The sequence below is a fragment of the Methylobacterium sp. Leaf106 genome (assembly GCF_001422895.1).
GTDB lineage: Bacteria > Pseudomonadota > Alphaproteobacteria > Rhizobiales > Beijerinckiaceae > Methylobacterium > Methylobacterium bullatum.
This window is the reverse complement of sequence record NZ_LMNB01000002.1, coordinates 23,602-37,375: the sequence shown is the minus strand read 5'-3', so window position 1 is coordinate 37,375 and position 13,774 is coordinate 23,602. Positions and strand designations below refer to the sequence as shown.

At 68.3% G+C, this 13,774-nt stretch carries 15 protein-coding genes; 6 read left to right on the top strand and 9 right to left on the bottom strand.

Going from position 1 to position 13,774, the window contains the following annotated elements; translation table 11 throughout:
• Positions 1-4 precede the first annotated feature (4 nt).
• The 3 genes from ASF34_RS04205 (at position 5) to ASF34_RS04195 (ending at position 2,506) form a co-directional block, all read left to right on the top strand.
• On the top strand, positions 5-304 hold the full coding sequence (locus ASF34_RS04205; RefSeq protein ID WP_056149352.1) for a hypothetical protein: 300 nt from the start codon (positions 5-7) through the stop codon (positions 302-304).
• Positions 305-372: 68 nt separating this feature from the next.
• Positions 373-1,845 (top strand): Asp-tRNA(Asn)/Glu-tRNA(Gln) amidotransferase subunit GatB, encoded by a 1,473-nt coding sequence (gatB, locus tag ASF34_RS04200; RefSeq protein WP_056159060.1) that lies wholly within the window; start codon positions 373-375, stop codon positions 1,843-1,845.
• Positions 1,846-2,107: 262 nt separating this feature from the next.
• Positions 2,108-2,506, top strand: a complete 399-nt coding sequence (locus ASF34_RS04195) for a hypothetical protein (RefSeq protein WP_018043484.1) — start codon at positions 2,108-2,110, stop codon at positions 2,504-2,506.
• Between the two features lie 641 nt (positions 2,507-3,147).
• On the opposite strand, the gene ASF34_RS04190 is transcribed toward ASF34_RS04195, so the two are convergent.
• From ASF34_RS04190 to ASF34_RS04165, 6 genes are all read right to left on the bottom strand, one after another.
• Positions 3,148-4,953, bottom strand: a complete 1,806-nt coding sequence (locus tag ASF34_RS04190; RefSeq protein WP_056159057.1) for a methyl-accepting chemotaxis protein — start codon at positions 4,951-4,953, stop codon at positions 3,148-3,150.
• 139 nt (positions 4,954-5,092) lie between these two features.
• Entirely contained in the window at positions 5,093-6,118 is a 1,026-nt protein-coding gene (locus ASF34_RS04185) for an efflux RND transporter periplasmic adaptor subunit (RefSeq protein ID WP_056159055.1), read from the bottom strand.
• 35 nt (positions 6,119-6,153) lie between these two features.
• Complete coding sequence (locus ASF34_RS04180; protein ID WP_018043487.1) at positions 6,154-6,348, bottom strand: DUF1656 domain-containing protein; 195 nt, start codon at positions 6,346-6,348, stop codon at positions 6,154-6,156.
• Between the two features lie 12 nt (positions 6,349-6,360).
• Positions 6,361-8,328 (bottom strand): FUSC family protein, encoded by a 1,968-nt coding sequence (locus ASF34_RS04175; RefSeq protein WP_056159052.1) that lies wholly within the window; start codon positions 8,326-8,328, stop codon positions 6,361-6,363.
• Between the two features lie 53 nt (positions 8,329-8,381).
• A complete protein-coding gene (locus ASF34_RS04170; protein ID WP_018043489.1) occupies positions 8,382-8,798 on the bottom strand; it encodes a DUF4345 domain-containing protein in 417 nt (138 codons plus the stop codon).
• 64 nt (positions 8,799-8,862) lie between these two features.
• Positions 8,863-9,132: a hypothetical protein gene (locus ASF34_RS04165; protein WP_056159049.1), complete on the bottom strand. Its 270-nt coding sequence runs from the start codon at positions 9,130-9,132 to the stop codon at positions 8,863-8,865.
• 211 nt (positions 9,133-9,343) lie between these two features.
• Here ASF34_RS04165 and ASF34_RS04160 point away from each other — a divergent pair, with 211 nt between their 5' ends.
• Entirely contained in the window at positions 9,344-9,979 is a 636-nt protein-coding gene (locus ASF34_RS04160) for a glutathione S-transferase N-terminal domain-containing protein (protein ID WP_056159046.1), read from the top strand.
• A 4-nt stretch (positions 9,980-9,983) separates the two neighbouring features.
• Here the strand turns inward: ASF34_RS04160 and ASF34_RS04155 are convergent, their stop codons facing one another.
• A complete protein-coding gene (locus ASF34_RS04155) occupies positions 9,984-10,523 on the bottom strand; it encodes a DUF2147 domain-containing protein (protein WP_056149369.1) in 540 nt (179 codons plus the stop codon).
• 313 nt (positions 10,524-10,836) lie between these two features.
• On the opposite strand from ASF34_RS04155, the gene ndk reads away from it, so the two are divergent.
• Entirely contained in the window at positions 10,837-11,259 is a 423-nt protein-coding gene (gene ndk, locus ASF34_RS04150) for a nucleoside-diphosphate kinase (RefSeq protein WP_018043493.1), read from the top strand.
• Between the two features lie 169 nt (positions 11,260-11,428).
• Complete coding sequence (locus tag ASF34_RS04145; RefSeq protein ID WP_018043494.1) at positions 11,429-11,806, top strand: hypothetical protein; 378 nt, start codon at positions 11,429-11,431, stop codon at positions 11,804-11,806.
• Positions 11,807-11,854: 48 nt separating this feature from the next.
• Here the strand turns inward: ASF34_RS04145 and purN are convergent, their stop codons facing one another.
• Both purN and purM read right to left on the bottom strand, forming a co-directional pair.
• Complete coding sequence (gene purN, locus ASF34_RS04140; protein WP_018043495.1) at positions 11,855-12,523, bottom strand: phosphoribosylglycinamide formyltransferase; 669 nt, start codon at positions 12,521-12,523, stop codon at positions 11,855-11,857.
• Positions 12,523-13,605 carry a phosphoribosylformylglycinamidine cyclo-ligase gene (gene purM / locus ASF34_RS04135; protein ID WP_056159043.1) on the bottom strand — a complete coding sequence of 361 codons (1,083 nt, stop codon included), beginning with the start codon at positions 13,603-13,605 and terminating at the stop codon, positions 12,523-12,525. Before purM ends, purN begins: the two co-directional genes overlap by 1 nt.
• Positions 13,606-13,774: the final 169 nt, after the last annotated feature.

The following is a 13,774-nucleotide window of genomic DNA, read 5'->3' as shown; positions in this document are numbered from 1 at the left end:
GACCATGACCGTTCCGGTCTATCCCTTCGACGTCTGGATCTGGGCCGCGTTCGATCCCGTCCTGATCGCCATCGCCCTGGTCATGGGCTGGAAGTCGGACCAGTTCGTGAAGGTCATCCTGGTCTCGCTGATGGCTTTCGCCATCTCGGTTATGGTGTCCTGGGCCGTCACGGCCATCGGCATTCCCTGGCCGGCGCCGATCAGCCATGACGGGCCGACCTTCTTCCCCATTCGCTGGATGGCGGGCTTCCTGTGGGGCACCCTCGGCTTCCTCGCCCATCAGCTCTATCGCCTGCGCGCTTGACCGCGCCGGCCGGTCCTTCCACCTTTCCGGTGCGGTTTCGCGCCGCGCAACACTGAATCCGGGCCATCATGACCGCTGCCGTGAACCCCAAGAAACTCATCAAGGGCGGCCTGCACGACTGGGAGGTCGTGATCGGCATGGAGATCCATGCCCAGGTCACGAGCCGCTCGAAGCTGTTCTCCGGCGCCTCGACGGAATTCGGGGGCGAGCCCAACGACCACGTCTCCCTGGTGGACGCGGCGATGCCCGGCATGCTCCCCGTCATCAACGAGGAATGCGTGGCCCAGGCCGTGCGCACCGGCCTCGGGCTGAAGGCGCGGATCAACCACCGCTCGGTGTTCGACCGGAAGAACTATTTCTACCCGGACCTGCCGCAGGGCTACCAGATCAGCCAGTTCAAGGACCCCATCGTCGGCGAGGGCGAGGTGCTGGTCGACCTGCCCGAGGGCGAGACCATCACGGTGGGCATCGAGCGCCTGCATCTCGAGCAGGATGCCGGCAAGTCCCTGCACGACCAGAACCCGACCCAGAGCTTCGTCGACCTCAACCGCTCGGGCGTCGCACTGATGGAGATCGTCTCGCGGCCGGATCTGCGTTCCTCCGAGGAAGCGCGCGCCTACGTGACCAAGCTGCGCACCATCCTGCGCTATCTCGGCACCTGCGACGGCGACATGGAGAAGGGATCTCTCCGCGCCGACGTGAACGTCTCGGTGCGCAAGCCCGGCGCGCCGCTCGGCACCCGGTGCGAGATCAAGAACGTCAACTCGATCCGCTTCATCGGGCAGGCCATCGAGGTCGAGGCCCGGCGCCAGATCGCGATCATCGAGGATGGCGGCACGATTTCCCAGGAGACCCGCCTGTTCGATCCGGGCAAGGGCGAGACCCGGTCCATGCGCTCGAAGGAAGAGGCGCACGATTACCGCTACTTCCCCGACCCGGACCTGCTGCCGCTGGAATTCGACCAGGCCTATGTGGATGCGCTGGCCGAGGGTTTGCCGGAACTGCCGGACGCCAAGAAGGCCCGCTTCATCGAATCCTACGGCCTCTCTCCTTACGATGCCGGCGTGCTCATCGCCGAGCGGTCCTCCGCCGATTATTTCGAGGCGGTGGCCAAGGGCCGCGACGGCAAGGCCGCGGCGAATTGGGTGATCAACGAGCTGTTCGGCCGCCTCAACAAGGAGGGCCACAGCATTGAGACGAGCCCGGTCTCGGCCGATCAGCTCGGCGCCATCGTCGACCTCATCGGCGAGGGCGTGATCTCCGGCAAGATCGCCAAGGACCTTTTCGAAGTTGTCTGGTCCGAGGGCGGTGACCCGCGCGAGATCGTCGAATCGCGCGGCATGAAGCAGGTCACCGATACCGGCGCCATCGAGGCGGCGGTGGACGAGATCATCGCCAAGAACCCCGACAAGGTTCAGCAGGCCAAGGAAAAGCCGACCCTGCTCGGCTGGTTCGTCGGCCAGACCATGAAGGCCACGGGCGGCAAGGCCAATCCGGCCGCGGTCAATGCCCTGCTGAAGGCGAAGCTCGGGATCGAGTGACCCGCGCCGCGCCGTTGTCGAGGCTCTCATTTCAACCGGTTGCTCAAACCCGACAAAGACATCCTCGATCGGCCCTGGCGCATCATGGTCAGCGGCATGCGCCGGCGAGCGCGCGGAGGCGGCTGACGAGATGTCTTAGAGGCACACGTGTCGGCCCCCGTGATGGCACCGGTGGCGGGGCGGGCGCCCGTCAGCCACACATCTCCCACTTTTATCGGGGGGCATGGCGCTCGGGCGCGCGAACGTCACAGGAAAATCCCAAATGCCCCTCAGGCTCGACCACTCCTCCGTCGAGGAACTCAACCTGGCCTTGCGCCTGTATCGGCGCCTTCTCGTTCGCCTGCCCCTGATCCTCGTCCTGGGCTTCGCCGGGGTGATCGGCCTGTCCCGTCTCAGCACGGTCCTGTCGCCGCCCTACGGCGTCTATCTCCTCGGGTGGGGCCTGGAGACCTGGGGATTGCTCGGCCTCCTCGCCCTTCTCTTCGCGGAGTTATGGTGGGAGGGCCGCCAGATCGGCAACGCCCTGAACCATCCGGCCCTGCTGGATGCGCCGATCATGGGGCTTATGGGCGGCCTCGGCGTGATCGGTGAGCGCGCCGCCGAGATCGGGATGGAGCCCGGATTCTTCCACGGCCCGCTGCGGCCGATCCGCCAGCGCTGACGAGACCATGGCGCTCGGCAAGCCGGCCCGTCGCGGGCGAAAGGCTTCCGAGATCGATCGCGAGAGCATCCAACACTTTCATGATCCGGAGGTATGAGGACGGCGGTTTCTTGCCCTGGGGCTAAAACCACGCTCTCTCAAAATCAGCGATCAGTCATGTGGGAAGGTCTTGCGGGCCTCAAGGCTCGGACACGTCGGGTGAAGACAATGGACAGGCGGCGGAAGCGGTCGAATTGGGGCATTCTGCGCATTCGAAGTCGTGCCGTATCGGCCGCTTCTGCGCCCCGGAGACCGCTTCCGTCCCGTGATTCGCGTTTGTGCTGCTCAACGTCCAGGCCGAATTAGTCCCGGATGATCGTCGCAGCATCCTGCTGGGGTGGAGTCATTCCCATCTCCTGCCTCTAAGTTGGTCGTGATCGACAACCGATCTACGCCTCCTCGTTGCTTGAGCTGTGCTTTGTTCAAGAGCACATGATCAAGGTGCGACTGGATCGCCCTTACGTCAAGCCCCTATCTCGTCTTTCCGGCAACTGTATTCTTTCCCATTCCGCGACATCCTGAAAAGCGCTGCCCATTCAGGTGGTTGGCTAGGTGGTCGACAAAGTGGTCGGCAAAGGATCGTCCGCGTTCCGGGGCCGGATTCAGGCAACGTTCCGGAGTGCCACGCCGCCGCGCGGAGGTGCGAGATTGGGCATCCGTCCCATCGCCTCCGCGTAATCGGCCGCCAGTTCCGCCGCGCCGCGCAAGCCTCCCGGCTCGTCCCGGTAACCGCCCGTGCCGGCAATGGCACCGCCCTGCCATTGCCGCTCGATCGCGGCACGCTCGGGCGTGCCGGCGAAGGCGGCGATGAAGGCATCCGCCGCCATGAGCAGGCGGCAGGCGCTCGGATGGTCGGCGACGGCGGCGGTGTAGTACCAGGGTGCGGGCGCGATGTTGCCGGGTACGATCTCGATGCGGCCGCGCCACGGGCTGTCGGCGCCGGTGCAGGCCCAGTGCATGATCGGCGCGTCCACGGCGAAGGCATCCACCACGCCCTCGGCCAGAGCGTCGTGGATGCGGCCCTGGTCGGTGATCGGCACGAGGCTGCCGAGGGTCGCCACCCGCCTTCCCTTCGCCTGCAGGTTCTCGGCCCAGCGCAGTCCGGCGGCCTCCAGCGTGGCGTAGGCGCTCGGATCGTTGATGACGCCGAGCGTCCGGCCGTCGAGGTCGGACAGGCTGCGGATGCGCGTGTCGCCGGTCCGGCGCGCCAGCACGTAGTGGAGATGGGTATAGGCCTGCGAATAGGCGATGGCGCCGAATCCCGGGCTCGGCGGCAGGGCCGACCAGACGATGTCGGCGGGCGCCTCGGCGGCGGTCTGGCCCGCATCAAGCAGTTCCGTGCACTGGTCCCAGGGGCATTCGACGAAGACCGGCGTAACGCCAAGTGACCGCGCGAAGGCCGTGGCATAGGCGATGTCGAGGCCGAGCAGGGCGCCGCCGGCGGCCTTGCGGAAGGACAATCCCTTAAAATCGGGCTCCACGGCGATCCGAAGGGTACCGCGCGCCCGGATGTCGTCGAGGAGATCGAAGCCTTTCGGACGGCGGGCGAGACCGTGCCGGGCCATGTCCGGCGCGGGCAGGCCCGAGGCGGCCGCCTGCAGCGTGGCATCGGCCAGAGCCAGGGCGCGGACGGCCTTGGCCTCCGTCCGGTCGATGCTGCTCTGCATGGCACCGAGAGCCTCACCGATGGAGGCGTTGCTGGCGCTGATCGCGGACAGTTCGACGCCGACACCGCCGAGCAGGGTTTCGATCCGGTCGGCGGTGGCCCGCACGGAACCGGCGAGTCCGTCGAGGGCATGGTCCGTCGAGACGCGCAGGGCGGAGAGATCGGCGCGGACATCGGAGAAATCGATGATGCCGGCCGCGTTGCGTGCGCTCTCCCGGGTCTGGTCGGCCAGGGCGCGGACCTCGGCGGCGACCACGGCGAAGCCGCGCCCATGCTCACCGGCTCTCGCCGCCTCGATCGTCGCGTTCAACGACAGCATCCGGATCGTCGCGCCGATCCCGTCGATGGCGGCGACGATCCGGCTCGCCTCGGTGGCCTTGGTGTCGATGCGCGCGCCGATGCGGGCGATCTCGGCGTTGATCTCGCGCATGGCCTGCCCGACCGCATCCACCAGCTCGCCGCGGAGGCGCTCGGCCGTTCCCGCCGCCGTGTCGCGGCCGACGCTGCCGAGTGTCGCCGCCAAGGAACGGTCGACGCCGGTCGACTGGCGACGGATCTCGCGGGTGAAGCTGGCGGCCTGTCCATTGGCGCGGGCGGCGTGGCGCATGAGTGTCGCCATGCCGGCCACCGCGTCGGTGACGCCCCCGTCTCCGGGCGCCGCGGTCGGGTCGTTCTCAAAGGCGTCGATGGATTTCAGCACGTGACCCGACCCAGCCGAGAAGATGCCGGAAGAATCGCTCATGGTCCTTAAGCGCGGTTGAAACAGCTTCGCGATCCGTGCTCAACTTCGCGCCAATACTGAAGAAGTTTTCACCTCTCCATTGCCTGGGCATGCTGCCCCGAGGCATTCGGCGAAGCGCGACGTCGTCCTGGCCAGGGCTTCAGCGGGCCGCCGCCCCCGAAACACGCTCCTGCCCGGAGGAGGCGGAGGGTCCCGTGAAGCGGTCGCGCAGGGTCTTCCAGAACGTGCCGCCATGGGCACCGGGCTCGCCCACGGAGACGGTGGCGTTCATGCCGGCCACCAGGGTGACGCCGTCGGGAACCCGATCGATGCGAATGCGCACGGGGACGCGCTGGGCGAGGCGCACCCAGGTATAGACCGGGTCGACATTGGGCAGGCCCTGCGTGCTCGGCGAGGCGTTGGCGTTGCTGATGCCGAGGGTGATGCTCTCCACCCGGCCGTCGATGAGCGCCGAGTAGCCGAGAAGCTCGGCCTTCGCCGCGTCGCCCACATGGATATGGGCCAGCTTCGTCTCCTCGAAATAGCCGTCGATCCAGAACGAATCGGTATCGATCACCGCAACGTTGACGGTGCCGGCGGCGGCGTAGTCGCCCGCGCGCAGGAGGAGGTTGGTGACGCGCCCGTTCACCGGCGAGCGCACTTCCGTGCGTCCTCGGTTGACCCGGGCCTGATGCAGCTGCGCCTTCGCGGAGGCGAGCGCCGCCTCCGCGATCTTGGCGGTGCCCGCATATTGCTGTTTCTCCTCCACCGAGGTGGAGAGGGTGGTCAGGGCCTCGCGCCGGGCCGCCTGGGTCCGTTTGACCTGAAGGTCGGCCTCGCGGTTCTCGAGCTCCGCCTGGGCGGTCGCGATGGCAATGTCGAAATCCACCGGATCGATGACGTAGAGCACATCGCCCTTGGCGACGGTCTGGTTGTCGGTGACGCGCAGTTCGGTGATCTGGCCGGAGACCTGGGGCGCTACGCTGGCCACCTGCACGCGGACGCGCCCGTCGCGGGTCCAGGGCGCGGTGACGTAGAACTGCCAGACCAGGGCGGCGGCCAGGCAGGCGCAGGCCAGGATCACCACGGTCGCCAGGAGCCGCACCACGTGCCAACGCCGGCGCCTCGCGAGGGACGGCACGCGCTCGCGGGACGGGGGAGCGTCGGAGAGATCGTCGTCGGCCATTGTCAGGCAAGATCCATGTCGGCGAGCCACATTGCTCAGAAGAGAACGATGAGAAGCGCGAGGATGCAGACGAAGATCCCCGCCTCGGCCAGCGGCGGGTTGGCGACGTAGCGGCTGAAGCGGATGCGGCTGAAGCCGAAGCGCAGGAGCACCATGATGGCCAGGGCCGCCAGCACATAGGCGACGAAGGGCGAGATCAGGACGCCGCCGAGATCGATGTCATGCCGCATGGGGCGCCTCCATCAGGCCGGTCGCAGGATGCCGAGGCGGCGCAGGAGGCGGTGCTGGCTCTCCATGATGCCGCCCGCCGTCACCAGGTCGCTGACGAGGCGGGCGATGTCGAGCCGCGTCGGGGCGCTCACGGATCGGCCGTGCCGGAGGAACGCGCGAACGGACCGGGCGAGCGTGGCCGCGTCCGCCGCCTCCAGCCCCTCCCGCGCCTGCCTCGCGGCATCGTTCAGGGCGGGATCGTCGGGGAGGCGGCACAGCTGGGCATGGGCGCGGGCGGCGGCCGATTCGAGGCGGGCCAGGTCGAAGGCACGGTCCAGGCTCGCCGCGCGGACGGCGCCGCTGCCCGAGCTCCATTGTGAGAATTGCAGCAGCCGATCGCTGTTGAGGCTGGTGCGGGTGGTGGCGTCGCCGCCATCACCGGCCAGCGCGTCCAGCACCGAATCCCGGGCCGAATCGAGGGCGAAGGCGCGGCGCTGGGCGCGCGAGATCGGCAGCACGATCCGCACCGCGACGAACAGGATGCAGGCCGCCATGGTCACCAGGAACGCGTTCGCCAGGAAGGTCTGTGCGTCGTAGGTCTGCGGGTTCGACGGCGACAGCAGGACCATGAAGAACACGAGCAGGATGAAGCCGATTCCGAAGGTCGGCGGGTTCAGGCTGAGAAAGCACGCCACGAAGATCACCGGCGCGATGGCGATGGCGAGCAGCGGGAAGCCCTGCTCGCCCCCCAGCACGCCGAAGAGCACGATTCCGGCGCAGAGCGCCGCGAGCGGCATTCCGATGAGGACGCCCCGGGCAAAGGCCTTCGAATCCGGCGCGATGGCCGAGAGCGAACAGGTCGCCGCCACCTGCACCAGGGCGAAGGACGTGGCGGGCCAGCCGGCGGCGATGAGGAGGAGGGCGGTGGCGCCAAAGGCGATTCCCACCCGCGCCGCGCCGCGAAGGGCCACGGGCAGGTCGCGATGCGTCGGCAGGGCGACATCGCGCTTCGGTCGGCAGCCGGTGGAGAGGGCGTTCAGACCGTCCGCGGCGAAGGAGGCGGCGCGCGCGAAATCGAGGCCGCGCTGCAGCGCCAGGATCTCCAGGGGCTCGCTCATCCCGCCCTGGATCGCCTCATCCACCAGGGCACCGAGGCGATGCGCGGCCGCCTCGGCATCGGGCGTCCCGTCATCGGTGAGACCCAGGCAGATCCGGCGGCCCTCGGCGACGGCCGCGCTGTCGCGACCCAGCATCGCAGCGGCGGCGGTGAAGGCGCGGCTCGCCGCCGCCATGGCGTAGAGCGCGGCGATGGCGCTGCGCGCCCCGGCGGCCCGGCGGGCGCCGTCGTCGAGCTCGCCGCCGATGGCGCTGGCATCGGCGCGCATCACCGCGATCTGCCGGATCAGGGCCGCCGCCCGCTCCGAGCCGGGATCCGCCTGGGACAGGGTCTCGCAGGCGAAGGCCCGGGTGGCCGACAGGGCCTCGGAGAGCGGCTTGCGCAGGGTGCGCCACGTGCTCGGCGAGGCCAGGGCGTCGTTGATGAAGGTGATGGCGACGATGCCGATGGTGATCGCCGCGACGCGGTCGATGGCGGCCTCGAAGACCGCCTGCGGCGTGTCGATATGGGCGACGGCGACGATGGCGACAGTGTAGCCCGCCAGCATGGCGCCATAGGCCCGCGTGTCCTGCAGGAAGTGGGCGACGAAGACGCAGAGGCCGAGCCAGGTCGCCACGGAGACCAGGAGGAGAACCCTGTCCTGTCCGAACGCACCGATCAGCAGGATCGATATCGCGCCCCCCGCCAGGGTGCCGAGAAAGCGGTACAGCGCCTTGGACAGGGCCTGGCCGCGTTTGGGCTGGGCCAGGATCGCCACGCAGACGGCGGCCGACGAGGCACCGGAGAGCTGAAGCCAGAACGCGGCGTAGAGGGCCAGCACCATGGCGAGCCAGATCCGCAGGGCGAAAGCCCAGGCGGAGGGCGCGGGGACGATGCGCTCCATGAGCGAAAGGGCGCGGTCGACCGGGGAGGGGCGTGTTCCGGCGGAAATCACGCTCACGGAGAAGGCCCGGCCGCCGCCGCATCCGCGGCCTTGGCCGCGACCCGCATTTGCCAGAGGCAGAGGAGGGGCGTCACCACCAGTTCCATCGCCAGGGCACCCAGCATCACCGCCGAGGGCAGGCCGGTGAGGTAGAGGCCCAGCAACCGCGCCAGCCCGCCGAGCACGACGACGAGGGTGAGGAAGCGGAACAGGCGCGACTTCGACTCGATGGCCGGCACGCAGCTCCAGAACAGGATGCCGATGCCCGTCAGGAGGCCCGACAGGTAGCGGAAATGGCTGTCGGCGGAGATCTGGGACAGGCTGTCGCCGCCGACTCCTCCGAGCCCGAACAGGATTCCGAAGAGCCCCGACGCCACCGGTATGATCGCGGCCACCGCCACCACGCGCTGCAGCGCCTCGCGTTCCCGCATCCGCCCGTTTCTCCGCTCCGGCCCGGAGCAATCGTAGCTCGAGCCGGTCCCGAGTCGAACTAGATCAGGCCTTGATCTCCTTCAAGCGCTTGACGCACTTACTAAAATATTGCGGCCATTTCGGCCCCTGCGCGGCCTTGTCGGTAACCGAGAGGGCGCGCCACTCGGCACCGCATTTCTTCTGCCGCTCGCGGGCGGCGCTCTGCCCGACCGTCGGTTCCTTCGCGGCGGGCTCCGGAGCGACGGCAACGGGGTCCTTGGCGGACGCCGTCGTCGCGAAACCCAGCACCATCGACGCCGCGACCACCGCGGCCGGAAGAAAACGAAACCGCATGATCGCAACCCCAGGCTGTTGTCCTGCGCTCACGGTGAGGCGCCGGAACCGCCATCATCACAGCCAGAAGTCGGGTAAAGGGCAAGGTCCTTCGCGGTGCCGCGGCGCACCGTCCACCGTTCGATGGCGGCGCGGATCCTGCAACCATCCGCCCCTCGCCCGGTTTGATCCGGCGACATGATGCGACCCTGACACGAGCGGAACGTTTCCCATGGCCGCCGCCACCCAGAAGCCCATCGACCTCCATACCTGGGGCACGCCCAATGGTTGGAAGATCCCCATCATGCTGGAGGAGTGCGGTCTGCCCTACCGGGTGGTGCCGGTGAATATCGGCAAGGGCGACCAGTTGGCGCCGGACTTTCTGGCGATCTCGCCCAACAACAAGATCCCGGCCATCGTCGACCCGGACGGCCCGGGGGCCAAGCCGATCACGGTCTTCGAATCGGGGGCGATCCTGCAATATCTCGGGCGAAAGACCGGCTGCCTCTACCCCGCCGACGAACGCGCCCGGGTGGCAGTGGACGAATGGCTGTTCTGGCAGGTTGGGGGCTTCGGGCCGATGCTCGGTCAGATGCACCATTTCCGCATCCATGCGGAGGAGAAGATCCCCTACGCCATCGAACGGTTCTCTGCAGAAGCCCATCGTCTCTACGGCGTGCTCGACCGGCGCTTGGCGGATCGCGACTACATCGCCGATACGTATTCCATCGCCGACATCGCGGTCCTGACCTGGGCCAAGCATCACGAGAAGCAGGGAATCGATCTGGCGACCCTGCCGAATGTCCGTCGCTGGCTCGACACAGTGCTGGCGAGGCCCGCCGTGAAACGGGGCCTCGCCGCGCTCTGAGCCGCTACTTCTTGGCTTCGACCTGAGGCGCGGCCGGCTTGGCCGCGGGCTTCGGCGCCGGCTTGGGAGCGGCTTCGGAAGCCGGAGTCACGGCGGCCTGCTGGTTCACGTCCGGCACGCGGGTCCAGGTTTCCGAGCCGCACAGGACCTTGAGAAGGCATCCGGACACGCTCAGCTCGGAGCCGGATTCACGCTCCAGGCTGACCTGATAGATCTTGCCCTCGTCGATATTGTAGATGTCGCCGGAGAACTTCTCTTCGTCGGGGGCGAGACCTTCGATGAGCTGCAGGCCGATGACCGGGCGCAGGCGCTTCTTCGGGTCGGGGTTCTTGGCGTCGGTGCGCGGCGCACCCGTCTCGGTGGTCGGCGTCTTCAGCCACACGACCTTGCCGCAGATGTTCGCGCTGTTCGGGCCGCAATGATCGATGCGGATCTTGGCGCGGCCGTCCTTCGTGAGCCAGGTGCCGGACGGGTCCTTCGACGGGGCCGCAGCGGCGGCGACGAGTCCGGAAAGCAGGAAGGCGGAGGTCAGGGCAACGCGCATGGCTTTTGGTCTCCTGGTGCCTGTGAAGGGCCGCGGCGCATCGGCGGGAGCGTCGCGAAGGGTCGTGAGCCTGGGGTCGAAAGCTTGGTCGTGGCCGCGCCGGACGCCGAGAGCGGTCCGGGCCGGCGTCTTCTGGTGCGAGAAGACACCAGCAATCGGGCGAATTTCCGGCACTGTTGCGCCGAAGCCATGGCCAAGGGAATTCCGCTGTGGATGCGCCGTCTTCGTCCTTCGGGTTGAGAGGACGGGGCGTGCCCGCTATAAGCCGGCCGCCGAAGCCGTTTTCGGCTGAGCGAACATAACCGGACTGAACATGGCCACCGAGCGCACTTTCTCCATCCTGAAGCCCGACGCGACCAAGCGGAACCTCACCGGCGCCGTGAATGCCGTGATCGAGAAGGCGGGCCTGCGCATCGTCGGCCAGCGTCGCATCCAGATGACCCAGGCCCAGGCCGAAAAGTTCTACGAGATCCACAAGGAGCGCCCGTTCTTCGGTGAACTCGTCTCCTTCATGACCTCGGGCCCCGTGGTCGTGCAGGTGCTCGAGGGCGAGAACGCCGTCGCCGCCTACCGCACCGTGATGGGCGCCACCAACCCGGCCAACGCCGACGAGGGCACCATCCGCAAGACCTTCTCCGAGTCGGTCGGCGAGAACACCGTGCACGGTTCGGACAGCGCCGAGAACGCGAAGATCGAGATCGCGCAGTTCTTCCAGGATTCCGACATCGTCGGCTGAGCCCGACCGGCTTTCGCGCCGCCAACGGGTTCGTGATCGCATCGTCGTCCGGTGAACCGGGAGCGTGGCGCGGAACGATGCCGGGTGTGGCGCGAACGCCCTTGCGCGCGAGTCGTGTGAACGTGAAAGGAATTCCCTCACCGAATCCCTTTCACGGACCCCACATTCCATGCGCTCCATCGCTCCGCGCACCGGCCGGATCCTGCTCGCCGCCGGCCTCATCTCCCTGCTCGCCGCGTGTAACGCGAACAAGGGGACGCCCACGGCCTCCCTCGAAGGCTACACGCCCGATCCGGCCCTGAAGACGGCTTCCGCCGGCAACCTCACCGGTCGTGTGCGCCACGCCTGCACGGTGACGCAGTCCCGCCTGCAGAGCGTCCCCGAGGCGTCGCTCGCTCGCCCGTGCGGCTGCTACGCCAAGCAGACCCTGGCGAGCCTCAACCCGGCCGAGCTCGAATCCTACCGCACCACCGGCTATTTCAACGATTCCGCCCGCGCCAAGGCGCTGTCGGCCCTCGACAGCTGCCAGCTGCCGCGCCCGGCATAAGCCGTCATCATCGCCGATCTCGATATCTCGGGATCGGCGGCTCGGGCCTCAGCCTTGCGCGGACAGGCTGAGCAAGGCCCCCTCGGCCGGCCTGATGTCTCCGGCGAACACCACGCGGCCACTCTCCAGCCTTGCCCGTCCGCCGGCGATCAGCGCAAGGGCACGCGGGTAGAGGAGGTGTTCCTCCACGAGAATGCGCGCGGCGAGACTGTCGGCATCGTCGCCCGGCAGGACCGGGACAGCGGCCTGGGCCACGATCGGCCCGGCATCGAGTTCCGGCACCACGTAATGCACCGTGCAGCCGTGCAGGCGCACGCCCGCCGCCAGGGCCTGCTCGTGGGTATGGACGCCGCGAAACAGCGGCAGCAGCGAAGGATGGATGTTGATCATCCGCCCGGCCCATGCCTCGACGAAGCCCGCGGAGAGAATCCGCATGAAGCCGGCGAGCACAACGAGCTCGATCCCGGCCGCTTCGAGTTCCGCGTTCAGGGCGGCATCGAAGCTCGCCCGGTCGGGATAGGCGCGGTGATCGAGCGCCGTCGTGGCGATCCCGGCGCTCGCGGCATGGGCGAGCCCGCCCGCCTCCGGCCGGTTAGAGGCGACGAGGACGATCTCGGCCGGATAATCCGGGGCCTTCGCGGCCTCGATCAGCGAGACCATGTTCGAGCCGCGTCCCGAGATCAGGATCGCGACCCGCATCTTGGGTCGGGGAGCCATCACAGGGCGAGCTTGCCCTGGAAGGTCACCGGATCGGGTCCGCGCTCGGTGATGAGCCCGAGGCGGATCGGCGAGGCGCCTGCGGTGTCGAGCGCCCGGGTCACCGCCGACACACTCTCCGGCGAGACCACCGCCACCATGCCGATGCCGCAATTGAAGGTGCGCAGCATCTCGTGCTCGGCGACGTTGCCCTCGCGGGCGAGCCAGCCGAAGACCGGGGGTGGGACGATCGTGTCGAGGTCGATCAGGATGCCGACGCCATCGGGCAGGACGCGGGGCAGGTTGTCGGGAAAGCCGCCGCCGGTGATGTGGGCGAGCGCCTTGATCCCGTCCGTTGCCTTCAGGGCGGCCAGCAGCGGCTTTACATAGATCCGGGTCGGCTCGAGGAGAGCGTCGCCCAGCGAGCGCGACGACTCGAACGGGGCCGGGTCGTCGTAGGAGAGGCCGCTTGCCTCGACGATCCGGCGGACCAGCGAGAATCCGTTGGAATGCACCCCGGAGGAGGGCAGCCCGAGGACGACGTCTCCGGGCGCGATGCCGGGGCGTGGCAGGAGCTTGCCACGCTCGGCGGCGCCGACGCTGAAGCCGGCCAGATCGTAATCCGCCCCGTCGTAGAGGCCCGGCATTTCGGCGGTCTCGCCACCGATCAGCGCGCAGCCCGCGATCCGGCAGCCCGCCGCGATCCCGCGCACGATGTCGGTGCCGACCCCCGGCACCAGTTTGCCGGTGGCGTAATAATCGAGGAAGAACAGCGGCTCGGCGCCCTGGACGATGATGTCGTTCACGCACATCGCCACGAGATCGACGCCGATCGTATCGTGGCGGCCGGTCTCGATGGCGATCTTGACCTTGGTGCCGACGCCGTCATTGGCTGCCACCAGAATCGGGTCGGAGAAGCCGGCGGCCTTCAGGTCGAACAACCCGCCGAACCCGCCGATCTCGGCATCCGCGCCGGGCCGGCGGGTGGAGCGCACCAGCGGCTTGATCGTCTCGACCATGGCGTTGCCCGCATCGATGTCGACGCCCGCATCCGCGTAGGTCATTCCGTTCCGGCTCTCGCCGTTCTTGCTCTCGGCCGTCATCGGCACCTCGTCTCAACGTCCTGTCCCGGCTGCTCTAACGGGTCGCGGCGGTCTCGGCGAGTCGTCGCGGACGAGTTCGGCACCCGGTGCCGGGCGCGGAAGCAGATTTCGATCGCCTCAACCGTTCGACGAGGGCCGCACCGGGCTCGCCGATCCCCGCGCCCGCTTC